Annotated in this window: 23 protein-coding genes; 13 read left to right on the top strand and 10 right to left on the bottom strand. The window is 64.4% G+C overall.

The annotated features are described in order from the left end of the window. The first annotated feature begins 10 nt into the window (after positions 1–10). Genes grxC through MMAR10_RS11725 form a run of 3 tightly spaced genes read left to right on the top strand, consistent with a single transcriptional unit; the run spans position 11 to position 1524 of the window. A complete protein-coding gene (gene grxC, locus MMAR10_RS11735; RefSeq protein WP_011644200.1) occupies positions 11–268 on the top strand; it encodes a glutaredoxin 3 in 258 nt (85 codons plus the stop codon). A gap of 5 nt (positions 269–273) precedes the next feature. Further along, positions 274–1092, top strand: a complete 819-nt coding sequence (locus MMAR10_RS11730) for a carbon-nitrogen hydrolase family protein (RefSeq protein ID WP_011644199.1) — start codon at positions 274–276, stop codon at positions 1090–1092. 9 nt (positions 1093–1101) lie between these two features. After that, positions 1102–1524 carry a DUF1178 family protein gene (locus MMAR10_RS11725; RefSeq protein ID WP_011644198.1) on the top strand — a complete coding sequence of 141 codons (423 nt, stop codon included), beginning with the start codon at positions 1102–1104 and terminating at the stop codon, positions 1522–1524. A 41-nt stretch (positions 1525–1565) separates the two neighbouring features. Here the strand turns inward: MMAR10_RS11725 and ubiG are convergent, their stop codons facing one another. Further along, entirely contained in the window at positions 1566–2330 is a 765-nt protein-coding gene (ubiG, locus tag MMAR10_RS11720) for a bifunctional 2-polyprenyl-6-hydroxyphenol methylase/3-demethylubiquinol 3-O-methyltransferase UbiG (RefSeq protein ID WP_011644197.1), read from the bottom strand. Positions 2331–2522: 192 nt separating this feature from the next. Here ubiG and MMAR10_RS11715 point away from each other — a divergent pair, with 192 nt between their 5' ends. The 6 genes from MMAR10_RS11715 (at position 2523) to MMAR10_RS11690 (ending at position 9744) form a co-directional block, all read left to right on the top strand. Further along, positions 2523–3740, top strand: a complete 1218-nt coding sequence (locus MMAR10_RS11715; RefSeq protein WP_011644196.1) for an aspartate kinase — start codon at positions 2523–2525, stop codon at positions 3738–3740. 2 nt (positions 3741–3742) lie between these two features. Next, positions 3743–6034 carry a phosphoenolpyruvate--protein phosphotransferase gene (gene ptsP, locus MMAR10_RS11710; RefSeq protein ID WP_011644195.1) on the top strand — a complete coding sequence of 764 codons (2292 nt, stop codon included), beginning with the start codon at positions 3743–3745 and terminating at the stop codon, positions 6032–6034. A 77-nt stretch (positions 6035–6111) separates the two neighbouring features. Beyond that, a complete protein-coding gene (locus MMAR10_RS11705) occupies positions 6112–6969 on the top strand; it encodes a helix-turn-helix domain-containing protein (protein ID WP_011644194.1) in 858 nt (285 codons plus the stop codon). Positions 6970–7095: 126 nt separating this feature from the next. Then, positions 7096–8256 carry a flavodoxin-dependent (E)-4-hydroxy-3-methylbut-2-enyl-diphosphate synthase gene (gene ispG / locus MMAR10_RS11700; RefSeq protein ID WP_011644193.1) on the top strand — a complete coding sequence of 387 codons (1161 nt, stop codon included), beginning with the start codon at positions 7096–7098 and terminating at the stop codon, positions 8254–8256. 31 nt (positions 8257–8287) lie between these two features. After that, positions 8288–8647 (top strand): ArsC/Spx/MgsR family protein, encoded by a 360-nt coding sequence (locus MMAR10_RS11695; RefSeq protein WP_041637665.1) that lies wholly within the window; start codon positions 8288–8290, stop codon positions 8645–8647. After that, positions 8644–9744, top strand: a complete 1101-nt coding sequence (locus MMAR10_RS11690; RefSeq protein WP_011644191.1) for a threonine aldolase family protein — start codon at positions 8644–8646, stop codon at positions 9742–9744. The genes MMAR10_RS11695 and MMAR10_RS11690 overlap by 4 nt, the downstream gene beginning before the upstream one ends. On the opposite strand, the gene MMAR10_RS11685 is transcribed toward MMAR10_RS11690, so the two are convergent. Then, complete coding sequence (locus tag MMAR10_RS11685; protein WP_011644190.1) at positions 9726–10841, bottom strand: PDZ domain-containing protein; 1116 nt, start codon at positions 10839–10841, stop codon at positions 9726–9728. The genes MMAR10_RS11690 and MMAR10_RS11685 overlap by 19 nt on opposite strands. A 67-nt stretch (positions 10842–10908) precedes the next feature. Here MMAR10_RS11685 and MMAR10_RS11680 point away from each other — a divergent pair, with 67 nt between their 5' ends. After that, positions 10909–11490, top strand: a complete 582-nt coding sequence (locus MMAR10_RS11680; protein ID WP_041636963.1) for a TIGR00730 family Rossman fold protein — start codon at positions 10909–10911, stop codon at positions 11488–11490. Positions 11491–12264: 774 nt separating this feature from the next. Here the strand turns inward: MMAR10_RS11680 and MMAR10_RS11675 are convergent. Continuing rightward, positions 12265–13773 (bottom strand): UbiD family decarboxylase, encoded by a 1509-nt coding sequence (locus tag MMAR10_RS11675; protein WP_011644188.1) that lies wholly within the window; start codon positions 13771–13773, stop codon positions 12265–12267. Between the two features lie 205 nt (positions 13774–13978). Here MMAR10_RS11675 and MMAR10_RS11670 point away from each other — a divergent pair, with 205 nt between their 5' ends. After that, positions 13979–14416: a BLUF domain-containing protein gene (locus tag MMAR10_RS11670; protein WP_083759560.1), complete on the top strand. Its 438-nt coding sequence runs from the start codon at positions 13979–13981 to the stop codon at positions 14414–14416. Positions 14417–14422: 6 nt separating this feature from the next. On the opposite strand, the gene MMAR10_RS11665 is transcribed toward MMAR10_RS11670, so the two are convergent. The 4 genes from MMAR10_RS11665 to MMAR10_RS11650 all read right to left on the bottom strand — a co-directional run bounded on the left by MMAR10_RS11665 (position 14423) and on the right by MMAR10_RS11650 (position 17894). Continuing rightward, the gene (locus MMAR10_RS11665) at positions 14423–15829 is read right to left on the bottom strand and encodes a serine hydrolase domain-containing protein (RefSeq protein ID WP_011644186.1); all 1407 of its coding nucleotides are present in this window, start codon (positions 15827–15829) and stop codon (positions 14423–14425) included. Between the two features lie 31 nt (positions 15830–15860). Continuing rightward, positions 15861–16637, bottom strand: coding sequence for an enoyl-CoA hydratase (locus tag MMAR10_RS11660; RefSeq protein WP_011644185.1), 777 nt, complete (start codon positions 16635–16637; stop codon positions 15861–15863). Between the two features lie 126 nt (positions 16638–16763). Next, positions 16764–17195, bottom strand: coding sequence for a MarR family winged helix-turn-helix transcriptional regulator (locus MMAR10_RS11655; RefSeq protein ID WP_011644184.1), 432 nt, complete (start codon positions 17193–17195; stop codon positions 16764–16766). 39 nt (positions 17196–17234) lie between these two features. Next, positions 17235–17894 (bottom strand): class I SAM-dependent methyltransferase, encoded by a 660-nt coding sequence (locus tag MMAR10_RS11650; protein WP_011644183.1) that lies wholly within the window; start codon positions 17892–17894, stop codon positions 17235–17237. Between the two features lie 61 nt (positions 17895–17955). On the opposite strand from MMAR10_RS11650, the gene MMAR10_RS11645 reads away from it, so the two are divergent. Continuing rightward, a complete protein-coding gene (locus MMAR10_RS11645; protein WP_041637661.1) occupies positions 17956–18324 on the top strand; it encodes a VOC family protein in 369 nt (122 codons plus the stop codon). 97 nt (positions 18325–18421) lie between these two features. Here the strand turns inward: MMAR10_RS11645 and MMAR10_RS11640 are convergent, their stop codons facing one another. From MMAR10_RS11640 to ubiA, 3 genes are all read right to left on the bottom strand, one after another. Next, positions 18422–19843 carry a M16 family metallopeptidase gene (locus tag MMAR10_RS11640; protein ID WP_011644181.1) on the bottom strand — a complete coding sequence of 474 codons (1422 nt, stop codon included), beginning with the start codon at positions 19841–19843 and terminating at the stop codon, positions 18422–18424. Next, the gene (locus tag MMAR10_RS11635; RefSeq protein WP_011644180.1) at positions 19840–21270 is read right to left on the bottom strand and encodes a M16 family metallopeptidase; all 1431 of its coding nucleotides are present in this window, start codon (positions 21268–21270) and stop codon (positions 19840–19842) included. Before MMAR10_RS11635 ends, MMAR10_RS11640 begins: the two co-directional genes overlap by 4 nt. 133 nt (positions 21271–21403) lie before the next feature. Continuing rightward, on the bottom strand, positions 21404–22330 hold the full coding sequence (gene ubiA / locus MMAR10_RS11630; RefSeq protein ID WP_011644179.1) for a 4-hydroxybenzoate octaprenyltransferase: 927 nt from the start codon (positions 22328–22330) through the stop codon (positions 21404–21406). 98 nt (positions 22331–22428) lie between these two features. Between ubiA and MMAR10_RS11625 the strand changes: the two genes are divergently transcribed. Next, complete coding sequence (locus MMAR10_RS11625; RefSeq protein WP_011644178.1) at positions 22429–23193, top strand: 16S rRNA (uracil(1498)-N(3))-methyltransferase; 765 nt, start codon at positions 22429–22431, stop codon at positions 23191–23193. Positions 23194–23277 lie beyond the last annotated feature (84 nt).

The raw sequence follows: 23277 nt of genomic DNA, 5'->3' as shown, positions 1-23277 counted from the left end.
GAGTGAGTGCATGACTGACATTACGATCTACACCCGACCCATGTGCGGCTATTGCGCCCGCGCTGTGTCCCTCCTGAAACAGAAGGGCGTGGCATTCACCGAGATCGACGCCGGTTTCGATCAGGCCAAGCGCCAGGAAATGATCCAGCGGTCCAATGGCGGTCGCACCTTCCCGCAGATCTTCATCGGCGACATGCATGTCGGCGGTTGTGATGACCTGATGGCGCTCGAGCGCGGCAACAAGCTCGACGCCCTGCTCCAGGCCTGATCCGCATGGACGTCGCCCTCGTCCAGATGCGCTCGGGCATCGACCCGGCGGAAAACCTCGCCACAGCCAGCGCGCTGATCCGCGCCGCCGCTGCGGACGGGGCGAGATTTGTGGCGACACCGGAGACAACGCATCTGGTGCAAAAGGATGCCGACGCCGCCTTCGCGGTGATGTGCACGCCCGACGATGATCCGGCGATCCCGGCCTTCGCCGCCCTAGCGGCCGAACTCGGCATCTGGCTGTTGATCGGCTCACTGGCCGTGCGTATCGGCGAACGCCGGGCCGCCAATCGTAGTTTCCTTTTCTCTCCGGCGGGCGAGATCGCGGCGACCTATGACAAGGCCCACATGTTCAATGTCGGGCTGGGTCAGGGCGAGACCTATCGCGAAAGCGATAATTATCAGGCCGGGGACCGGCTTGTGGTGCATGACATTGCCGGCGCGAAGCTGGGCCTGTCGATCTGCTATGATGTCCGTTTCGCCTATCTCTATCGCCGCCTCGCCCAGGCCGGCGCCGAAATCCTGACCGTCCCGGCCGCCTTCACCAAGCCGACCGGGCGTGCCCATTGGGACGTTCTGCTGCGAGCCCGGGCGATCGAGACAGGCAGTTTCGTGCTGGCGCCGGCGCAGGGTGGTTTGCACGCCGATGGACGCAAGACCTGGGGACACTCCATCATCATCGGACCCTGGGGCGAAACCGTCGCCGAACTCGAGCATGACAATCCCGGACTGCTGCGCGCCAGCCTCGACCTGCGCAAGGTCGCCGAGGCCCGCCGACGGGTTCCGGCGCTTGAGCATGACCGTACGCTCACAGGCCCGCTCTGAGGCAAGGCCATGATCCGCTATGCCCTCCTGTGTGATGACGACCATGATTTCGAGGCCTGGTTTTCGGACTCGGCGGGTTTCGACGACCAGAATGCCCGCGGCCTGGTGGAATGTCCGCAGTGTGGCTCGACCCGGATCCGCAAGGCGCTGGCCGCGCCGGCGGTTGCCACATCGCGCAAGCGCGAGGCCAGTCCAGAGCGTCAGTTCGGCGAAATCGCCTCGAAAGTGCGCGCCCACATCCGCAAGAATTACGATTATGTTGGCGAGGATTTTGCCAGCGAGGCGCGGGCCATCCATGACGGCGACAAGCCAAAGCGCCTGATCTATGGCGAGGCATCGGCTGACGAGACCAAGGCGCTGAGTGATGACGGCGTGCCGGTCACCCCGCTGCCGGACGCGCTGGCACCGACACCGCCAAAGAAGGCGAACTAGTCGCGGTCGCTCTGGCGCCGTCTGTCCTACCGTTGTGAAAATCAGCCAGCCGGCTTTTCCGCGACCATCATGTAGTTCACGGCAGTGTCCTCGCCGAGCGAGAACTGGTCGGTGAGCGGGTTGTAGCTGACGCCCACCGGTGCGCGCAGGCTCATCCCGCCTTCGCGCAGCGCGGTGCGGATCTGAGACGGTTTGACCAGCTTGTGGAAGCGGTGCGTCCCGCGCGGCAGCCAGCCCATCACCCATTCGGCGCCGACAATGGCGAGGGCAAAGGCTTTCGAGGTCCGGTTGATCGTGGCGCAGATCATCAACCCGCCTGGTTTCACCAGTCTGGCGCAGTCGACCAGGAAGGTGTGCGGATTGGCGACATGTTCCATGACCTCCAGATTGAGGACCACATCAAATGGTGCCTCGTCCTGCTCGATCAGTTGTTCGGCGACGCCATGCCGGTAGTCGATCTCCAGACCCTGCTCGTCAGCGTGGACACTGGCGGTCTTGATATTGGCTTCGGCCGCATCGACGCCGGTGACATGTGCGCCCAGTCGAGCCATCGGTTCGCAGACCAGGCCGCCGCCGCAGCCAATGTCGAGAATGCGCAAACCCTCGAACGGGCGCTCGCCGGACAGGCCGAAATGATCGCAGATCGTGTCGCGCATGAAGCCCAGGCGGATCGGGTTGAACTTGTGCAAGGGCTTGAACTTGCTGTCCGGGTCCCACCACTCGGCCGCAATGCGGGAGAATTTCTCGACTTCCTCCGGATCAATGGAGGGACGGTTGAGCGTGTTGGGCGCGGCGGCGCTGGTCATGAATTTCTCCTCGCGGGCGAAGCCGCGGCTGATTGCGTTCAGGCGTTGCACGACGGACGCTTCGCGCTTACCTAACCGCCAGCGCGACGCCCCGCAACTGCCTCAATATGGCCCCAACGGTGCGTCTTATCGAGCCGGGTGCGACGTTATGGTCGTGCCGGACTCACCGGGGAAGCGCGAGGGACAGGTTGCATGACGCGCGTCGTGGCGAAATTCGGTGGCACGTCGGTCGGGACGATCGAGCGAATCCGCCACGCGGCCGGCCTGGTCGCCGACGCCGCCCGGCGCGGCGAAACCATGACCGTTGTCGTCTCGGCCATGGCCGGTGAGACCGACCGCATTCTCGGCCTCGCCGGCGCCTTCGGCAGTGGTCTGGGTGACCGTGAAACCGATGTCGCCCTGGCGGCCGGCGAGCAGGTGTCCTCGGCGCTGATGGCGCTGGCCCTGCGCGAAGCCGGCCTTGAAGCGCAGTCATTCCTCGGCTGGCAATTGCCGGTCATCACGGATGGACCGCCGGGTGCTTCGCGCATTGCGGGCATGGATGTCGCGGTTCTCGAAGCGGCGATCGATGCTGGCATCATTCCGGTGGTTGCGGGCTTCCAGGGCATTACCGAGACGGGTGAGGTTCGCACGCTGGGCCGCGGCGGGACTGACCTGTCAGCTGCCGCCCTGGCCGCGGCGCTGCAGGCTCGGTGTGACATCTATACCGATGTTGACGGCGTCTACACGACTGACCCACGGGTCGAGCCTGACGCTCGCCGCCTCGACACGATCAGCCATGACGAGATGCTGGAACTGGCCGCCCAGGGCGCCAAGGTGTTGCAGACCCGGTCGGTGGAATTTGCCAAGGCTCGCGGCGTGCCGATGCGGGTCCTGTCCTCCTTCCTCGAGGCGGGAGCAAGCCGCGGCACTGATGTGGTGTCCGAACAGGCGATCGCTGAACGCCGGCTGGTGTCCGGTGTCGCCTATGCCCGCGACCAGGCCCGCATTGCCCTGCATGGCGCGTCGAACCGGTCGGACATGGCGGCGCGCTGTTTCGCCAGCCTGGCAGAAGCCGAAGTCGGCGTTGACATGATCGTCCAGGCCCATGCCCGACAGCCCGGTACCGTGACGTTGGAGTTTTCCATCGCTCACCGTGATCTGGATCGCGCGCAAGCGGTGCTGGAAGATGCCATGACCGGGGTGCGGATATCGGCCGAGACCGGTTTGGCCAAGGTGTCAGTGGTTGGTGCAGGTCTTCGCCAGCGAGCTGACGTTGCCCGGTCCCTGTTTGCGGTGCTGGGAGATCAGGATATTGCGGTAAAGGTCCTCGCCACCTCCGAGATCAAGATCTCGGCCTTGATCGAGAATGACGCCGTTGAACGCGCAGTCCGGGCCTTGCATGCGGCCTATGGTTTGGATCAGGTGTAGGCATGGATGACATGACGACAAAATCCGCCCGCGATCCGCGCAACCTGCTCAAGCGCATGCGCCTGCTCATGGCGGTGCAGGAGAATGCCCAGGCGCGTCTCGACCATCTGACGGCGCTGATCGCCGAAGAGGCCGGTTGGGATGTGTGCTCGATCTATCTGGCCCGCCCGTCCAACGCACTGGAATTGTGCGCCACATTCGGTCTCAAGCGCGAAGCCGTCCACTCGGTCCGCCTGCGACCCGGCGAGGGCCTGGTTGGCCTTGTGGCCCGCCGCGCGCGCCCCCTTGCGACGTCCAATGCCCGCCAGCACCCGTCTTTCTCCTACAAGCCGGAAACCGGTGAGGAGCCATTCGATACCTTCGTCGGTGTTCCGATCCTGCGCGGCGGACGCATGGTTGGTGTCCTGACGGCCCAGACCTCGGTCGAGCGCCAGATTGCGGCCGATGAAATAGAGACGCTGCAGACCGTCGCCATGGTGTTGGCCGAGATCGTCGCCTCCGGCGATATTGTCGATGCCGCCGAAATGGCCGGGCTGGATGTGCGCCAGTCGCGCCCGGAACGCTTCCAGGGCGGAGCCTATTCCGGCGGCGTTGCACAGGGCGTCGCGGTGTTGTTCGAGCCCCATGTCGAGTCGACCCGCCTGATCGCTGATGACCCTGCCGGCGAGGAAGAGCGCCTGGAAACGGCCATCAAGTCGCTGCGCAGTGCGATCGACGAGATGCTGGAAGGTGGCCGTATCCCCTTTGGTGGTCCGACCCGCGACGTGTTGCAGGCCTACCGCATGTTCGCCCATGACCGTGGCTGGATGGAAAGACTGCGCGATGCGGTGCGCCGTGGCCTGACCGCTGAGGCTGCTGTCGAACGGGTGCGAAACGAGAACCGCGCCCGGCTGATGAAGGCTTCGGACCAGCTGTTCCGCGAGCGCCTGCATGATCTGGAAGATCTCGCCAATCGCCTCTTGCGTCATCTGGACGGGAGCGGTGCGGCGCTCGAACTGCCGGACAATGCAATCATCATCGCTCGCAATATCGGCCCGGCCGAACTTCTGGAGTTTGATCGGGACAAGCTCAAGGGCATAGCACTGGAGGAGGGTTCCGCCTCGTCCCATGCAGCCATTGTCGCAAAGGCGCTGAGAATTCCACTGGTCGGGCGCCTGGAAGGCGCGCTTGACCGGGCGGAGAATGGTGACCCGGTCATCCTTGATGGCGAGTTCGGCGTTCTTCACATCCGGCCCGAACCGGAGGTGGTGGAAACGTATGAAGTTCGGGTGGCCGCCCTGTCGGAGCGCCGCCAGGCCTATGCCGAATTGCGCGGCCCCTCAGTCACCGCGGATGGCCAGCGCATCGGTCTTCACATGAATGCCGGCTTGTTGATCGAACTGACAGCGCTCGAGGAAACCGGCGCCGACGGGGTCGGCCTGTTCCGGACCGAGTTCCAGTTCATGGTCGCGGAAACGCTGCCGCGCCTGTCAGCGCAGGCCGCTGTCTACAAATCCGTCCTTGATGCCGCGGGTGAGAAGCCGGTCATATTCCGCACGCTGGACCTGGGCGGTGACAAGGTGGCGCCGTTCGCGCCCTCGACCGTCGAGGCCAATCCGGCGCTGGGCTGGCGCGCCATTCGCATGGGTCTGGATCGGCCGGGCCTGCTGCGCTACCAGCTGCGCGCCCTGATCCTGGCGGCCGCCGGACGGCCCCTGAATGTGATGTTCCCGATGATCGCCGCGCCCTGGGAAGCCCGGGCGGCTCGCGAGATGCTGGACCGGGAGCTGAATCATGCCCGTCATGCCGGTCATGAAATGCCCTCTGATGTCCGCTGCGGCATCATGCTGGAAACGCCGGGCATGGCCTGGGCGCTCCATCACGCCATCGACACGGTCGATTTCGTGTCAGTCGGTGCCAATGACCTGATGCAGTATTTCTACGCCGCGGACCGCCAGAATACGCGTGTCTCGGAACGGTACGATGTTCTTGCCCCTGCCGCCCTGGATCTTCTCAAACATGTCCGCGACCTGTGCGCGGAGCACGACACGCCGATCTCGGTTTGTGGCGAAATAGCCGCCAAGCCGCTGGAAGCTGCGGTGCTGATCGGGCTTGGTTATCAAAGTCTTTCCATGGCCTCGGGAAACATCGGACCGATCAAGAAACTGGTCTCCGGTCTCGACGCCGGCAAACTTGGCACCTGGCTTGCGAGCCATCTTCAATTGCCCGTGGACAGTTTGCGCCCGCTCCTCATAGAAGCAGGAGAAAAGGCCGGATTGCCTCGCGAGGCCATTGATAATGGACGAGCAATTTGATCTTATAAGAAAGTGTTAGGGAATTTTTCCTGACCGCGCTTTGAGTGACGATCGCTCCGGCAAGGATGAGCGGCGGTATGGTGATGGTGAGTCAGACGCCCAGTACGGACTTCGTGCCCGTTGATGCCGTCTATTCAGATGACGGTGTCGGCTATGTGCATCTGTCATCCGGCGAACGCCTCCGCGAAGCCCGCCAGAAACTCAATCTCTCGATCGCACAGGCCGCCGAACGCACCCGTGTTCGCGCCGACTATCTGGAAGCCCTTGAAACCATGGATCCGCGCGGCCTGCCTGCTCGCGCCTACACCATTGGCTATCTGCGCACCTATGCCGGTTTCCTGAGTCTTGATGCCGCCGGCATGGTCGACCAGTTCAAGCGCGAGGTCGACACTGAAACCGGTCGGGCCCAGCCAAGCGCAGCGGCCAAGACCCGAGAGCCCATCAAACTGCCCCGCGGTGCCTTTGGCGCCCTTCTGATCCTCGCGGCGGTCGCCGGTACGGCGTGGTGGTATTCTGAACAATTCTCAAGCGGTACAGGCCTGACCAACATGCCATCGCCGCCGGATGCGGCACCGGATTGGGCCCGTGCCGATTTCCAGACCGGGCGGGTTGCTGTCAGCGTTGACGATATCTGGTCCGGACTGCCCCTGGGCGAGGCCGCGACGGCGTCCGGCCAGGTGGTCATGCGGGCCGTTTTGCCAACCTGGCTGGAAGTTAGGGATTCATCCGGTCGCATCCTGTTCGCCCGGGAACTGGCGGTTGGTGAGGTCTATCGGGCGCTGGAGCCGGGCCTGACCGTGTCCGCCGCCAATGCCGGTGCGATCGAGATTGAGCGCAATGGCGAACTGGTCGGCCTGTTGGGCGATGCCGGCATGCCTGTTGAGGACTTGCCTGTGATGGCGCAAGCCGATCCGGTTGACGGGGCGCCGCAATAGGCCGCCGCAGCAATACGCCGCAGTCTTTTACCATTCACCCGGTCGCACACCCGACACATTGACGCTATATCCAGCCGGTATCGCGGCGTGTCCCTGTCAGACAGGTCCGTGAAGGGAAGGTGTCCGATGTCACAATCCAGCTCCGATCCGCGCAGTGTTCGCCCGTGGCGGATGATTGACCGTCGCAAGAGCCGCAAGATCAAGGTTGGCCCGCTTGAGGTCGGCGGTGATGCGCCGATCAGCGTGCAGACGATGACCAATACCCCCACCTCCGATGCCGGTGCCACGATCGACCAGATCCGGCGCTGCGAGGAGGCCGGTGTCGATCTGGTGCGCGTGTCCTGCCCGGACGAGGACTCAACCGCAGCCTTCAAGACGATTGCCAAGGCGGCCAAGGTGCCGCTGATCGCCGACATCCATTTCCACTACAAGCGTGGCATCGAGGCTGCCGAGGCCGGCGCCGCTTGCCTGCGTATCAATCCGGGCAATATCGGCTCGATGGACCGGGTCAGGGAGGTCGTCCAGGCCGCCCGCGATCATGGCTGTGCGATCCGGATCGGGGTCAATGCCGGCTCGCTCGAGCGTCACCTGCTGGAGAAATATGGCGAGCCCTGTCCCGAGGCGATGGTCGAGAGCGCGCTGGACCATGCCCGCATTCTCGATGATCTCGATTTCCGAGATTACAAGATTTCGGTGAAGGCCTCCGATCCCTTCCTCACGGTTGCGGCCTATCAATCCCTGTCCGAGGCCACTGACGCGCCCTTGCATCTGGGGGTCACCGAGGCCGGGGGCACGCGGATCGGCACGGTGAAATCCTCGATCGGCATCGGCTCGATGTTGTGGGCCGGGATCGGCGACACCATTCGGGTCTCACTGTCGGCGGAGCCGGAAGAAGAAGTCCGGGTCGGCTTCGACATTCTCAAATCGCTGGGGCTGCGAACCCGCGGCGTCAATATCATCGCCTGCCCGTCCTGCGCCCGCCAGGGCTTTGACGTGATCCGTACGGTGGAGACGCTGGAAGCCCGGCTGGCCCATATTTCAGAGCCGATCTCGCTGTCCATCATCGGCTGTGTGGTCAACGGGCCGGGCGAAGCCCTGATGACCGATCTGGGCTTTACTGGCGGCGGTGCCGGGCGCGGCAAGATGTATGTGTCCGGACGCCCGGACCACAATGTCTCCAATGAGGAGATGGTCGATCATATTGTCGAGATGGTTGAAGACCGGGCTGCCGAGATTCGGGCTTCGGAGTTGTCCCCGGAGGGTGACTCGGTCGAGGCTGCCGAATAGGCGTGTTGTGCTGCAAAAGCAGGAGTTTGATGTGACGGGACTGACGGTTTACGGCCTGAAAAACTGCGACAGCTGCAAGAAGGCCGTTTCGGCACTCAACGCGGCCGGGTTGGCCCACACTTTTGTCGATATCCGTGAAGAGGCGGACCGGGTTGTCAAAGTCCCGGACTGGCTCGATGCCGTAGGCGCGAAAGTGCTCGTCAACACGCGCTCCACAACCTGGCGCAACATGGCCGAGGAAGACCGTGAAATCGCCGCGGAGGATCCGGCGGGGGTCCTGATTGCCAATCCGACGCTGATCAAGCGCCCGGTCATCGAGGCGGGTTCAACAGTGCTTGTGGGGTGGTCGACGACCAGCCTGGATGCCCTGCTGGCCGGCGCATCGGAATGAGCGACTCATTGAGGGCGCGTTGCGACCTTGACCTGACTTTCCCCTTCCATCACGAGACCCATCCGGCCGACCGGTTGATGCGGGTCGCATCCTGGATGCGCGAGCAGGGCCTGGGGGGCGAGGCCTATCTGACCGGCGCGTCCGTGGACCGGCTGGAATCCCGGATGGCAGAGCTACTGGGCAAGCCGGCTGCGGTCTGGTTTCCGACCGGCACCATGGCCCAGGGCGTTGCTGCCCGTCTTCACTGCGAGGCCAGCGGCGACAACCGCCTGGCGCTGCACCCGACCTCTCATCTCGCCCTGCATGAGGAAGAGGCCCATGTGCACCTGCACGGGCTGGAAACGCTGGGCATGGGTGAGTGGTCGCGCACCCTGCGATCAGACGACCTGCCCGCCGCCGCAGGCTGCGCCTTCATCGAGCTGCCGCAGCGACACAATGGCGGGGCGCTGCCGAGCTGGGACGAGCTGGTCGCCCTCAAGGCCCTGGCGGTCTCGCGCGGCATTCCCCTGCACATGGATGGAGCGCGCATCTGGGGGCTGCCAGAGGCCTGGCCCGGTCATGACTGGCCGGAGATCTGTGACGGTTTCGCCTCGGTCTATGTGTCCTTCTACAAGGATCTCGGCGCCTCGGGCGGGGCTGTCCTGGCCGGTGATACGGATTTCATAGACGCGGCGCGCCTGTGGCTGGCCCGGATGGGCGGACGTCTTGTCTCGGCCTGGCCGATGGTCCCCGACGCCCTTTACGCGCTGGAACACCGCCTGCCGCTGCTGCCGCGATTTGTCGAACAGGCCCGCCGGATCGCGGCCGACCTCGGCGACTGTCCCGGTGTCAGCATCACGCCTGACCCGCCTCAGGTGAACATGATGCATGTCCGGCTGGACTGTGATGTGGCGACAGCCGAGGCGGCTCGTGATGCGGCGGCCGAGGCGACCGGTGTCTGGCTGGGCAACCGCTTCTGGCATTTCGACGCCGATCCGGTTCCGGCGCTGGAAATCGCGATCGGTGAACGTGCGCTCGCCGCCGACCCGGCCCGGATCGTCGCGGCCATCCGCGAAATGTCAGCCTTTCTGCAGGGCGATCAGTCGACCAGCGCGTAAAGGTCCAGTGTCATCTGCAAGGTTTCGCCGTCGCGGATCAGACTCAGATCCAGCCTCGCCGGCGGTTCGCCCCCCATCTCACAACTGCGGGTTCGCATCTGCGTGCCGTTGAAATGAGTGATGAAATCGCCGCTCTCGACGCCGGCATCAAAGGCGGGCGTATCGGCGATCACGGTGGCGACCCGCATGCCGTCACCTTCAGGGACCAGGACCATGCCGTGGGTCACCATCGGTTCGAAGGTGATCGGTGTGTCCGGGTCATTGCGCGTGACGCGGACCCGGTCATTGCGCTGGTCAAAGGTCCAGCTGAAATGACGCATCGCCTGACCGCCCAGGATTTCCGTCTCCGGCGTTGACTGGATGACCGGTTGTTCCAGCTCGTGGCCACCAATCCACAGACTGCCACTCATCCGCGCTGAGGAGCGGCGCTCGACCTCGGAGAAGCGGACTGCGGCGCCGGTGGCGCGCGGTGGCCGGACGGTGTCGTAGCGGTGGATATTGCGCAGGATGATCGGGCTCAGCGCGGCGCCGCTGTCGATCAGCAGGCGGCGGCTGCCGGTTGGAAAGCCGACCTGCAACCAGGGCCGGGTGTCCGGTCCCCTGGATGAAAACACCGTCTCGCCGTCGGCGCGGGGCAGCTCGCCGGACACGATTCGCATCTCACTGTTGGCGTAGTCGAGGGTCAGCAGCACGGCCGAAAACGCGTCAAATTCCAGGATGCCGTCGATCTCGCGGCCCAGGGCGATGGAGAGGTGATCGAGGTCGCGGATGCGGGCCCGCAGGCCGGTCAGTCTCAGATCGCCGATGGTCGAGACACCGAAATTGGCCCGGACTCCCCTGGCCAACCTTTGCCCGGAGACCCGCTCGACACTGTCCGGGTCGACAAAACTGGCCGAGGCGCCGGTGTCGTAGAGGAACCAGAGTGTCCGCTCGTCGGCAGTCTCGCCATCGCGTACTTCCAGCGTCACCGGGACGAAGAAATAGCCGCGACACATCTGCGAGGGCAGGACGACCGGCTCGGCAATCTGGGCGCCAGCCGCCGCCAGCGGCTTGCCCAGCGCGAGCAGCGCGATTATCAGGATTGTGATCCGTTTCATCCTTGGCTCCCGCAATTCTGATCGCAGGATAGGGCAGGAGCGCGTGTTTCCAAATTCTGGACCTGTCATGAAATCCATTTGTGTGTATTGCGGCTCCAATGCCGGCAAGGATCCGGCCTTCATCGCCGCCGCCGACCGGCTCGGCGAAGTGCTGGCGCTGCGCGGGATCGGAATGGTCTATGGTGGCGGGCAGGTCGGTCTGATGGGACGCATTGCCGATGCGACCCTCGCCGCCGGCGGCCGCGTCGTCGGGGTGATCCCGGAATTCCTGGCCCTCAAGGAAATCGCCCATATGGGACTTTCCGAACTCCACGTCGTGCGCTCCATGCATGCCCGCAAGGCCAAGATGGTGAAGCTGTCGCAGGCCTTCATCGCCATGCCCGGCGGCATCGGCACGATGGAGGAAATGTTCGAGGTCTGGACCTGGGCCCAGCTCGGTCAGCACCGTAACCCGGTCGGCCTTTTGAACGTCAATGGCTATTATGACGAGCTGGTGGCCTTTCTCGACAAGATGACCGACCAGGGCTTCCTGGCTCCGGAACATCGCGGCGCATTGATTGTCTCGGACCGCGTGACCTCGCTGCTGGATGCGTTCGAGCGCTACAGGGCGCCCAATTCCGATGTCCGCCTCAAGACCGGCCAGACCTGAGCGAATGTCGTTCTGAACACCCTCGACCCCAAGCACCGACATCGCCACGACGAGCTCGCCTGGCGTTTTGGGCAGTAGAGGGGTGCGAGGTGCCGTTCCGGAGCCTTGCTATGCGAGTGTGTATGGGTGGCGCCGGGGGCACCTCGCACACGGAGATTTACTCAGGATCGTTACCGACCCCGTCTCGAAACCGGCTGGGAGAGGCAGTCGAGCTTTGTGCTGCCGTCCAACCGATGGCCACGCCGGGTTGGTCTGGCGGTGATTCCAGGCAACCGGACGAGCTCCGTACTCCCAACGCCCCCGGATCACCAATCCGGGCCTCGAGTGACGCGGGACAGGGGGATTATGCGGTGGGTCTGATGGGCGGGGATAAGTTTTCTGGATTTTTTCGCAGAGCTCACTTTCCCTCTCCCCTGGGAGAGGGCCAGGGTGAGGGGTAAATCCCGGTGGGCGCAGGAGAAATCCCCCTCATCCGCGCTGCGCGCACCTTCTCCCCAGGGAGAAGGAAGGGGGTGCAGGAGGGGGGATAAGCTGCCTCTCCCCGGCCGGGGAGAGGTCCCGGAGCGCGGCAGCGCGCAGGGGGTGAGGGGCGCGCCGCGACGCGGCGCCAGGGAAAGGTTTTGAATGGGCGCCGACGCGCCGCCCCTCATCGGCCCTTCGGGCCACTTCTCCCCGGTCGGGGAGAAGCGAGGGCGGTGCATTCTTCAAGCGTGATAGTCCGTCATCCCGGACGCAGGCCCGTCGCCCGGGGTGACAAGCGAGCGGCGACCGAAGTCACCCCAGCTCAATCCCCAACTCGCCCCAGATCGCGTCCACCCGCGCCTTCGTGGCGTCATCCATGTCGAGTTTTTCGCCCCATTCCCGCGTCGTCTCATGACCCGTCTTGTTGGTCGCATCAAGCCCGATCTTCGAGCCGAGGCCGGAGACCGGGGAGGCGAAGTCGAGATAGTCGATGGGGGTGTTTTCGACGGTGACGATGTCGCGGGCCGGATCCATGCGGGTCGAGACGGCCCACATCACGTCTTTCCAGTCGCGCGCGTCGATATCCTCGTCCACGACGATGATCCATTTGGTGTACATGAATTGTCTGAGGAAGGACCAGGCGCCCATCATCACGCGCTTGGCATGGCCGGCATAGGCCTTCTTCATGCTGATCACGGCGATGCGGTAGGAACAGCCCTCGGGCGGCAGCCAGAAGTCGAGAATTTCCGGGAATTGCTGCTGCAATAGCGGGATGAAGACCTCGTTGAGCGCCTCGCCGAGGACGGCCGGTTCGTCCGGCGGACGGCCGGTATAGGTGGTCAGGTAGATCGGGTCCTTGCGCATGGTGATGGCGCTGATCTGGAACACCGGAAAATGCTCGACGGAATTATAATAGCCGGTGTGGTCGCCATAGGGGCCTTCCGGGCCGTACTCGTCGAGCAGGACATGACCTTCCAGGATGATCTCGGCTTCGGCGGGGACTTTGAGCGGAACCGTCTTGCAATCGACCAGCTCGGCCTTCTTGCCGCGCAAAATGCCGGCGAACTGGTATTCCGACAGCGTGTCGGGGATGGGCGTGACGGCCGCCAATATGGTGCCGGGATCGGCACCCAGGACGACGGCGGCGGGCAGCGGGTCCGGCTTCTTGTCCTTCCAGCGCTGATAATGCTGGGCGCCGCCACGATGCTTGAGCCAGCGCATCAGGGTGCGGTCCTTGCCGAGCTTTTGCATGCGGTAAATGCCGAGATTGAAATCGTCCTGCTTGTCGTCCGACGGTCCCTTGGTGACCACCAGCGGCCAGGTGATCAGCGGCGCCGGTTCGCCGGGCCAGCAGGTCTGGATCGGCAACCGGTCGAGATCGATGTCGTTGCCTGTGAGGACCACGTCCTGGCAGGGGGCTTTCTTCACAGTCTTCGGCCGCATCGACATCACGGTTTTGGCCAGGGGCAGGAGTTCGGCGGCTTCCTTGAGACCGCGCGGCGGTTCCGGCTGGCGCAGGAAGGCGAGCAGCTCGCCGACTTCGCGCAATTCCTCACCCGTGGTGCGCGCCTGTCCGCCCAGCGTGACCGCCTGGGCAACGCGTTTGACGGTGCCGAACAGGTTCACCAGGCAGGGCATTTCGCTCTTTTCGCCGCGCTCATTGATGACGTTTTCAAACAGGATGGCCGGCCCGCCAGCATGCAGGGTGCGCTTGTGAATCTCGGTCATTTCCAGCTCGGTCGAAACCGGCGTGGTGACCCGCACCAGATCGCCCTCGGCTTCCAGCTGGTCGATGAAATCACGAAGGGATTTATGGGCCATGGCCGTGGTCCTGCATTGTTGTGTGTCTGAAACTGCAATTTCGCCGCTGAAAGTCCAGCCCGCTTTCCGTCGCAGGCTCAGGGAGATGGCGGGAAGCGCTGACAATTTGAGGCAATATCGCGAAAAATGCCGGCCAATTCATTGAAAGAAGCTTCAGGTCTGGCGCTTAGAGGGCGACACATAATTGCTCCAACCGGATGTCCGCATGCTGCACAGAATGGTCCTCGCTGCCCGATCAAAAATCGACACTGGTCCCGGCGCACTCAACGGCGCGTTCGGGTCAGTTCTGGCAAGCTGCATGCGGACCAGTGTGGCCGAAGGCGTGACGGGTGGCATGGTGGTCGAGGCCGGACATTTCCTGGAAGTCCTGGAGGGCGGTGACGAGGCGCTCTGCGCCTATCATGACCGGGCCGCCAATGATGACCGGGTGGACGGGCTGCAGGTGCTGGAATTCGTTCCGGTCCTGCGGCGTGAATACGCGACCTGGGCCGTCGCCGTGTCCAAGCCCGGCGTGACACAGCCGGACCTGATGGTCGCCATCAATGAAAAGCGCGCCGGCCCCTTTGCCGTCAGCCAGCATGTAAGGCGGGTGTTGAAGACCGGCGTACTCGCTGAAACCCCGCCGCTCTGCGTGGCGGCCTAGCGGATATCACTGATCGGGTTCGGGCAGCGATTCCGGCGCGTCTGGCTCAGCCGCGGGCGGCTGCAAGGCGGCCCGGACGGCATTGGCGAGCCCGCCGGTCCGTGAGTTGACACCGGTTGTGGCGCCAAAGCGCACGATGACCAGCTCCTGCTGCGGCATGACATAGCCCCATTGGCCCTGGAAACCGCTCATCATGATGGTTTCCGGCGGCAGGGTGCTGCGCTCATTGGGCAACCAGAAGCCCATCCCGTATTCGCCATTGGACCCCGGGGTCGGCTCGGCGACGATCGAATACCAGTCTTCCGGCAGCAGGCGCTCGCCATCGACGACGCCATTGTCGAGATAGAGCTGGTTCAGCCGGGCCCAGTCATGGGCCGTGGCATACATGTAGGACGAGCCCTGGAAGACGCCGTTCTCGCCCGGCTCCATGATCGCCGAATAGATGCCCAGCGGCTCGAATATCCGGGCGCGAAGTCCTGCGACCTGTTCGGGCAGGCTGTCGCCCAGCAGGCGCTGCATGGTGTCGGTGGCCAGGATGGTATTGCCGCTCATGTACTGCCAGTGCTCACCGGGCGCATGCAGGCGTTCGCGGGTAGCGGCGTAATGCGGCATGTCGGACTGGGTGAACAGCATCTCCGAATTGGGGTCCATGCCGGTATTGGTCTCGGCGATGGCGAGGCCGCCGGCCATGCGTAGCAGGCTTTCGATGGTGATCTCCGACAGGCGGATATCGTCGATTTCGGCAAGGGCGGGGACGGCGCCTTCAGCCTCTATGTCGAGCAGGCCGTCATGGACCAGCGTACCGGCCAGCGTGGTCATGGCGCTCTTGGTCATGGACCAGCCGTGGAAGCGGGTCTGCTGGCTGGCGCCGGGTGCATAGTGCTCGGCGACCAGGCGGCCCTGGTGCAGCACCGCGACAGCCAGGGTCTGGCGACTGTCGTCCTCGCTGTCGTCAAAGGCATCCATCACCGCGGCGTCCAGGGCCTCGGTGTCGAACCAGGCGTCGCGGTGGGTGGTGTCGAGCGTCATCGGCTGGAAGTCGCGCGTGACCGGGACAGTCAGGTCGGGGTCGAAATCGCCCGAACCATGGACCAGCGTACAGCCCAGCCCGTCGCGCCAGACCGCTCGTTGCTGCCAGAACAGGCCGAGCACGGATGAGGTGACCTCGCGGTTCTCCTCATCCATCTCATAGCCGATCACGCTGGCCGCATCGCCCAGCAAGGGGTTGAGATAGAAGTCATAGGCCTGGTCCGGATCGAGACCGGACACCCAGGTCAAAGAGCACATCTGCTTGGCAACAATGCCGGTGCCGGAGGGCAGGTAGACCCGCCCGATCGGCGACAGGTTGAGTGCCGTGATCCCGGCGGCCAGCAGGACGGCCAGGGCGGTCCCGGCGATATAGCGCTTTTTCATGTCAGTCCCCCGCGTGTCGTCGATTTGTGGGTCAGCCCAGCTTGTCGAAATCCGGTGCCCGGCGTTCGAGGAAGGCGGCCGCTGCTTCGGCAAATTCCGGCGATTGCAGTTGCGAGGCGAAGATCGCGTTCTCGCGGTCCATGCGGTCCTCGATGCTTTCGACCGGCTGGCGCATCAGGGCCTTGGACGCTTTCAGCGAGGTTGGCGCTTTGGCGGCAAGGATGGCGGCGATGAAGCGGGCGGTCTCGTCCAGCTTGCCCGGCTCGGTGACGCGATTGACCAGGCCCGTCTCGCGGGCCCGTGTCGCGTCCCAGGTCTCGCCCAGCAGCAGGAGTTCGGCGGCGACTGCATGGCCGAAAATACGCGGCATCAGCTGGGAGGAGGCAAATTCCGGTGCCAGGGCCAGGTCGACGAAAGGCGTCTTGAACACGGCCCGGTCCGAGGCGACGACCAGGTCGCAATGCAGCAGCAACGTCACACCGATCCCGATGGCGAGGCCATCAACGGCGGCGACGACCGGCTTCTGTGCATTCAGCAGCGCCAGCATGAAGCGGCGCACCGGCGGGACGTCGTGCTCGTTGAAATCCGGCGGGCGCTGGGTGAAGTCGACTATGTCATTGCCGGCGGTGAAGACGCCATCGGTACCGGTGATGATGCTGACGCGGACCGACGGATCGGTGTCGGCGCTTTCCAGAGCCTCGGCGGCGGCGTCATACATGTCCTGGGTAAGGGCGTTTTTCTTTGTTGGACGGTTGAAGCGTATCGTGCGGATACGGTCTGCGGTTTCGACCAAAACCTGTTCGCTCATGCGAGCCTCCCTAATGGGTTTGCCCATTCGGGCTTGTGGATATGGCGGGAGCCTAGAGCAAAAGCGGGGCGCTTGAACACCGTTAATCAGTTGACGTAAACGTCACCCGGGCCACTTGGCCGGCCATCAGAAATCCACCGCGATCCGGGTCAGGACGCGGTGCAACATGTCGGCATCCTCTTCGCCCAGCCGGTTCTCCAGCTCGGTATTGAGGTCACGCAGGATGTGGTCGGCGGTATCGCCCAGGGCCCGCCCCTTTTCGGTCAGCGACACGATCGCCGAGCGCTTGTCGCTGGGCGAGGTCTTCTTGGTGACAAGGCCCAGCGCTTCCATGCGATTGACCAGGCCGGTCACGGCCGGCGGGTGCAGGGAGAGCATCTCGCCGATATCACCCATGCGGCGCTCGCCGCGGCGGGCCAGCAGGAACAGGACGGCAGCCTGGGCAGAGGTCACGCCAGCGACGGATTTCAGGCGTGCGTCGGCGTCCCGGTTGAGCTTGCGGGCGGCAATTTCGAGCAGCAGGAATAATCGCCGGTCAACGGCGCGAGCGCGGGCCATGCTCGGCAGACTGGGTTGATTCTGCGGGCGAGGGGAGCGTCAGCGATATTTCCACACCTTGGCCTGTCTTACCTCGCGGTCCTCAAGGTCGCGGGTGACGGGAACCGTGTATTCGGCCAGCCTTTCCAGCCGGTCCTGGGGCAGGAAGGAGCGTCCCGGGTCGCCGATCAACACGGTCGCGCCACGGGCATTGAGGGTCTCCAGCCAGCCGCCGATCAGGCGTGCCGGTTCAGCCTCGTAGAAGACATCACCGGCCAGCACCACATCCCACCCGTCATCCGTGCCGACCAGATCGCCGAGCCGTGTGGTCAGCGCGACGCCATTGGCCTGCGCGTTTGTCTCGATGGCGGCGATGGCGAAAGCGTCCAGTTCGCAGGCTTCGACCGTGGCGGCGCCGGCCTTCATCGCGGCAATGCCGGAGACCGCGCCGCCGGCGGCAAAGTCGAGCACGCGCAGGCCGGAAACAATGGCCGGATTGTCGAGGCAATAGCGCGCCAGCGCTTGTCCGCCTGCCCAGGCGAAGGCCCAGAATGGCGGTGGCAGTCCCATTTCGCCGAGCGCTTCCTCGGTCTGCTCCCAGATCGCGACTGTCTCGACCGCCAGGTGCAGTTCGACCTCGGGCACCATTGGCGGCGCCATCAACGCCGTATGCGCGCGGATGAAGGCGTGGGGGTCATCGAGCCGGGGGGTGCCGGTCATGGCGCTTCCTGTCAGTATGGGGCGACCCCGGGTTATGCGTCCGGTGGCGAAGGAGCAAGCCATGACCACACGCGTGACACGGTCCACCTATGTGCTGGCCGTCAATGACCTGGACTCAACGGCCCGCTGGTGGGTGGAGAAGCTGGGCTTCGAGCACTGGCTGCGGGCGGATGGCTGGGCCTTCCTGCGCCGCGATAATTGCTATCTGCGCATCGGTCATTGCGCCGATGCCATCCCGCCGGCGGAGCTCGGCGATCACCAATTCTTCGCCTATGTTGAGTTTGACGACGTCAGGGCCTTCCACGACGAGATCAAGGGGCCTGGTGTCAATATCATCCACCGTCTCACCGATCAGCCCTGGGGCATGCGCGAATTTGGCGTGCAGACGCCGGACGGCCACCGGATCATGTTTGCGCAGAATATCGGGTAGAGGGGGACGGGGCGGCTCGTCCTTCGGGCAACTCGTCCGCCGGACCTCCGACTGGGATGACAACCGGTTTGGCGACGGGCGGCAGACCTTGCCCGACCTACTCCGAAGACCGTACGAATTCCGCCTGCCCGAGCGCTGGCATGGCCCGCAACCCGTCCTCGAACCGGGTCAGGTCGCCAACCACGACCAAGGTGAACCTGTCCTCGCGCAGATAGGCCCCGGCGACGGCGTTGACCTCGCGATCGGTGACCGACATCAGGGCCGGGACGCGGCGGTCGAGATAGTCGTGATCGAGGCCGAAAGCGTCGCGTTGGGCCAGGTTTTCGAGCAGGCCATAGGTCGAGCCGGTCGACATCACGAACAGGCTGGCCAGCCAGCGCCGGGTCCCGTCCATGTTCCACACTTGATCGCGCGCCGAAGCAATGGTCGCGAAGACTGACGTCAGCGCCTCAACTGTATGCGGCGTATCGATATCGTCGGTATAGGTCCACATCCCGCCGCCGCGGGTCCACTGGATGAAACTGCTGGGTGAATAGGACCAGCCGGCTTCGCGCATGCGTGCGGAGATGGCGCCGCCCAGGGAGGCGTCCATTACCGACAGGGGCGTCGCATCCTTCGAGGTGATGCTGCCGACCGGGAAGACCAGGTGGACCGTTGTCTGCAACGAGCCGGGCCGGTCAACCAGATGCACGACGGGGCCACGGGCCGGTATCGCCAGCGGCGCGCTGTCAGGCTCGCCGCGCGGCCAGTCACCAAAGGCGTCCCGCACCGCCGCTTCCATGCGGGCGGTGTCGAACCGTCCGGCAATATAGAGATGGGTCCGGCCGGCCCCGAATTTGGTGGCGTGGAAATCGCGGATATCAGCAATTGCATAGCTATCGACCTGGCCCGGACGTGGAAGACCGAAATGGAAGGGATGGCCAGGCGGGAAGAGCGACTGAACGGCGGTCGTGAAGGCCATATAGTCGGGCTCCTGCCGGCGCAGCTCGATATCGCGCGACATGCCGGCACTGATCCGGGCAAGCGCGTCTGGCGGGAAATCGGGGCGGCGCACCGCGTCGGCGATCAGGGCCAGCGCGTCTTCGCCATGATCAGACAGCACATGCGCACCGACCAGGGTGTGGGTCTGGGTCACCGTGGTGTTCAGCGCGCCTCCCATGGTTGCGAAGCGTCGGCCGATCTCGGCCCGGTCCAGTCCGGCAAAACCTTCCTCGATCATCGCCGTGGTCAGGTCGGCAATCCAGGTCTGCTCGCCATCATCAATATTGCCCGATCTCACCGAGACGACGATATCCATGGTCGGGGTCAGCCCCCAGGGAATGAAGGTCACGGTCAGGCCGTTTTCCAGCATCAGCGATTGCGAGGCCGGCAGTTCGAAGGGCAGGGGCTCGCCCGGTGCCGGCGGCAGCAGTCCCCGGCCCGGCCCGTCGGCCAGCCCGGCGGTGGCCAGCGAGACCAGGCCTGCCAGCGCCATGACAAGGGCGAGGCTGAAACAGCGAAGGGGGCGAAGCGGATTCATGGCAGATCCTCCGCCTTGACCGGTGGGGCAAGCGGCGCGGCGGGCGGACGTCCGTCGCCGGGCACCAGTTCAAGGATGGTCCGGTTGTCCCGGCGCAGCCAGTCACGCGCCACGCGCTGTATCATCTGCGGGGTCACCTGTTCGAAGCCGTCCTCGATCCGGTTGATACGGCCGGGATCATCGTCAAACAGGGCGAAACTGGCCAGCAGGTCGGCCACGCCGAAACGGGTGCCATAGTCGAATTGCAGATAGAATTCTGCCAGGAATTTGTTGCGCGCGCTGGCGAGTACAGCGTCGCTGACGCGGGTCTCGCGCAATTCGTCGATCACCCGGTCGAACTCGGTCAGCACCGTGTCGGGCGCGATCTCGCCATCATGGATCAGGCTGGCCGTCCACAGCATCGGCCCGTCATAGTTGAAGGCATTGCCCAGAAGGTTGATGCCGCCACCCACGCCGCTGCCATAACCCAGATCATCGACGAGATGTTGTTGCAACCGGGCATCGCCGCCGCGGGTCAGGATCTGGTCGATCAGGATCATGGCGAAGTATTCCGGCGTGCCGCGTTCCGGCATGTGATAGGCGATGGCGAGGCCCGGTTGGGTGGCCAGCGGGTCGGTCAGCCGGGCGCGTTTTTCGATCGTCTGGGGTGGCTCGGACACGTCGATCTCGGGCAGGTCCGGACCGGCGGGAATATCGCCGAAATACTGCTCGACAGTGGCCAGGGTGGCGTCGGTGTCAAAACTCCCCGCGATCACCAGGACCGCGTTGCGCGGCGTGTAGTATTGCTCGAAAAAAGTCCATGCCTCCTCGACCGTGGCGGCGTCGAGATCGCTGAGATCACCGTAGAAATTGTGCGCATTGTGCCAGTTTTCATTGGCCGCCATCGGCAGGTCGACCCAGGTCCAGTCGCCATAGGCGCGGTTCTGCACATTGACGAAAATCTCGTTGCGCACGACGTCACGCTCGCGCTGGAAGACGGCCTCATCGATGGTCGGGGCGGCCATCCGGTCGGCCTCAGCCCACAGGAAAGCGTTGAGGGCGTTGGCTGGCACCACACCGAAATAATTGGTGAAATCGAGCCGGGTCGAGCCGTTGGCGATGCCGCCGAGGTCGGCGATGTAGTAGTAAAAGACCGGTTCGGGCAGGTTCTGTGAGCCGGCAAAAAAGATATGCTCGAACAGATGGGCAAAGCCGGTCCGCCCACGTGGTTCATTGCGATAGCCGACGCCATAATAGACCGCGACGGTCGCGGTCGGCACGGTATGGTCTTCGGCGAGGACCACCCGCAAGCCATTGTCGAGGGTTTCATAGCGTAGCGGGATGTTCACCCCGTTGCGGGCGGCCGCTGTCTGGCCTGATGCCGCTGCCGCAAAGAATGCACAAAGCGGCAGGACGAGCGCGGCAATGGCCCGGACGATGATACGCATGACACTCACCCTGTCTGGCTGGTCACCGGCTGCAAATCGGCGACCGGACTCGTCCCATCAAGCCCGTCACCGGGCGACGGGTCAAATCTCCAGGGCAAATGGCCGGCCATTTGCCGCAGTCAAAATACCGCAGTCAAAACACCGCGCCGGTGAGCAGGGTCGCTACCAGCAGCAGGCCAGTGGTGCGGTTGGCCTTGAACAGGTCGAGGCAGCGCGGCCCGTCGCTGATGTCGAGGCGCCGGACCTGGTTGAACAGATGCGCGGTGTAGAGCGTGAAGGGGATGACAATCCACGGCTCGGCCCGGCTCAGCCAGATCACCAGCGCGACGAGGATGGCATTGGCGCCGTAAAAGCCAGCCACCCAGAATTGCGAATTCTCGCCGAACAGGCGGGCGGTGGACTTCACGCCGACCAGCGCATCGTCCTCAGCGTCCTGATGGGCGTAGATGGTGTCATAACCCAGCGTCCAGAATACCGCTGCCACATAGAGCACGATCATCGCCGCATCGATGCGGCCGGTGGCGGCGGTGTAGGCGACGGGGATGCCCCAGTTGAAGGTCAGGCCCAGCCAGGCCTGCGGCCACCAGGTGATGCGCTTCATGAAGGGGTAGGCGGCGACCAGCAGCAGGGCGGTGAGACCGACCAGTATGGCAATCAGCGGCAATTGCACCAAAACGATCAGGCCGACCAGCGCCTGCCCGGAGAGGAAAGCCCAGGCCTGTTTCAGGCTCACCGTTCCCGCCGCCAGCGGCCGCTCGGCGGTGCGGGCGACGCGGGCGTCCAGTTCGCGGTCGATGATATCATTATAGGTGCAACCGGCGCCACGCATGGCAATGGCGCCGATGGCGAACAGGAAAGCCAGCCAGATGTCGTAGGGCGCAATCCCGTCGCCGATACGGGCCAGCATCAATCCCATCCAGCAGGGCAGGGCCAGCAGCCAGAAGCCGATGGGCCGGTCATAGCGGGCCAGGCGCAGATAGGGGCGCAGTGCCAGCGGCGCTCGGTCGACCCAGGATGTTGGCAGGCTGTCGGCGACTCGCCGGTCGAAATTCAGTTGCATCAAGGGTGTTTGGCAAAGGCTGACGGCCAATTCAAGGCAGGAATGCGGGATTGGCAGCGGGACTTGACGTCCCGGGTGCGCGCGGTCAAAGCGGTGTCATGTCGACCGATCCCCGCCTTTTCATCGATGCTCCGCTGTCTGCGAGCGCCGCCATTCCGCTGGCACGCGAGGATGCGCACTACCTGATCAATGTCATGCGACGCGGCGAGGGCGATGTCGTGCGGGTCTTCAATGGCCGGGATGGCGAATGGTCGGCTGTAATCGCCCACGCCTCGCGCAAGGGTGCGGGACTGACGGTGGCCGACCAGACCCGGCCGCAACAGGGCGTGCCTGATCTCTGGCTGATGTTCGCTCCGGTCCGGCGCAGCAAGACCGAGCTCATCGTCGAGAAGGCGACCGAGCTGGGCGCTGCCGTGATCGCGCCCGTGGTTACCGAGCGCACCCAGTCCGACCGCATCAAGTTCGAGCGCCTGCAGGCGATCACCAAGGAGGCAGCCGAGCAGACCGAGCGTCTCGACCTGCCGGAACTGCGTACCAGCGAGAAACTTGCTGCTGTACTGGACAACTGGCCGGACGACCGGCTGCTGATTTTCTGTGACGAGAGCGGCGATGAGGCCGATGCGGCCTGGGGCGGTGCGCGCGGGCGTGGTCAACCCATGGCGGCGGCGCTCGCTGGCGCTGGCGACAGGCCGGCGGCGATCCTGATCGGTCCCGAAGGTGGATTTTCCCCGGCCGAACGCGACCGTCTGCGCAGCCTCCAGCACGTCGTCCCTGTGACGCTGGGGCCGCGGATCCTGCGTGCAGAGACGGCGGCAATTGCAGCGCTGACAATCTGGCAGTCGACCTGTGGTGACTGGCGCTAGCGGGGATTTGCGCGTCACAAGGCCGTGATTCTCAGAGCCAAACCCTTGTTACCGGGGCAGTGCCCCCATATCTGTTGCGGACAT

It is taken from the genome of Maricaulis maris MCS10 (genome assembly GCF_000014745.1).
GTDB lineage: Bacteria > Pseudomonadota > Alphaproteobacteria > Caulobacterales > Maricaulaceae > Maricaulis > Maricaulis maris_A.
This window is presented reverse-complemented; position numbering and strand designations above follow the sequence as displayed.

Coding starts and splice junctions, on each gene's coding strand:
- grxC (WP_011644200.1), top strand. CDS start 11: ATGACTGACATTACGATCTACACCCGACCCATGTGCGGCTATTGCGCC.
- MMAR10_RS11730 (WP_011644199.1), top strand. CDS start 274: ATGGACGTCGCCCTCGTCCAGATGCGCTCGGGCATCGACCCGGCGGAA.
- MMAR10_RS11725 (WP_011644198.1), top strand. CDS start 1,102: ATGATCCGCTATGCCCTCCTGTGTGATGACGACCATGATTTCGAGGCC.
- ubiG (WP_011644197.1), bottom strand. CDS start 2,330: ATGACCAGCGCCGCCGCGCCCAACACGCTCAACCGTCCCTCCATTGAT.
- MMAR10_RS11715 (WP_011644196.1), top strand. CDS start 2,523: ATGACGCGCGTCGTGGCGAAATTCGGTGGCACGTCGGTCGGGACGATC.
- ptsP (WP_011644195.1), top strand. CDS start 3,743: ATGGATGACATGACGACAAAATCCGCCCGCGATCCGCGCAACCTGCTC.
- MMAR10_RS11705 (WP_011644194.1), top strand. CDS start 6,112: ATGGTGATGGTGAGTCAGACGCCCAGTACGGACTTCGTGCCCGTTGAT.
- ispG (WP_011644193.1), top strand. CDS start 7,096: ATGTCACAATCCAGCTCCGATCCGCGCAGTGTTCGCCCGTGGCGGATG.
- MMAR10_RS11690 (WP_011644191.1), top strand. CDS start 8,644: ATGAGCGACTCATTGAGGGCGCGTTGCGACCTTGACCTGACTTTCCCC.
- MMAR10_RS11685 (WP_011644190.1), bottom strand. CDS start 10,841: ATGAAACGGATCACAATCCTGATAATCGCGCTGCTCGCGCTGGGCAAG.
- MMAR10_RS11680 (WP_041636963.1), top strand. CDS start 10,909: ATGAAATCCATTTGTGTGTATTGCGGCTCCAATGCCGGCAAGGATCCG.
- MMAR10_RS11675 (WP_011644188.1), bottom strand. CDS start 13,773: ATGGCCCATAAATCCCTTCGTGATTTCATCGACCAGCTGGAAGCCGAG.
- MMAR10_RS11670 (WP_083759560.1), top strand. CDS start 13,979: ATGCTGCACAGAATGGTCCTCGCTGCCCGATCAAAAATCGACACTGGT.
- MMAR10_RS11665 (WP_011644186.1), bottom strand. CDS start 15,829: ATGAAAAAGCGCTATATCGCCGGGACCGCCCTGGCCGTCCTGCTGGCC.
- MMAR10_RS11660 (WP_011644185.1), bottom strand. CDS start 16,637: ATGAGCGAACAGGTTTTGGTCGAAACCGCAGACCGTATCCGCACGATA.
- MMAR10_RS11655 (WP_011644184.1), bottom strand. CDS start 17,195: ATGGCCCGCGCTCGCGCCGTTGACCGGCGATTATTCCTGCTGCTCGAA.
- MMAR10_RS11650 (WP_011644183.1), bottom strand. CDS start 17,894: ATGACCGGCACCCCCCGGCTCGATGACCCCCACGCCTTCATCCGCGCG.
- MMAR10_RS11645 (WP_041637661.1), top strand. CDS start 17,956: ATGACCACACGCGTGACACGGTCCACCTATGTGCTGGCCGTCAATGAC.
- MMAR10_RS11640 (WP_011644181.1), bottom strand. CDS start 19,843: ATGAATCCGCTTCGCCCCCTTCGCTGTTTCAGCCTCGCCCTTGTCATG.
- MMAR10_RS11635 (WP_011644180.1), bottom strand. CDS start 21,270: ATGCGTATCATCGTCCGGGCCATTGCCGCGCTCGTCCTGCCGCTTTGT.
- ubiA (WP_011644179.1), bottom strand. CDS start 22,330: ATGCAACTGAATTTCGACCGGCGAGTCGCCGACAGCCTGCCAACATCC.
- MMAR10_RS11625 (WP_011644178.1), top strand. CDS start 22,429: ATGTCGACCGATCCCCGCCTTTTCATCGATGCTCCGCTGTCTGCGAGC.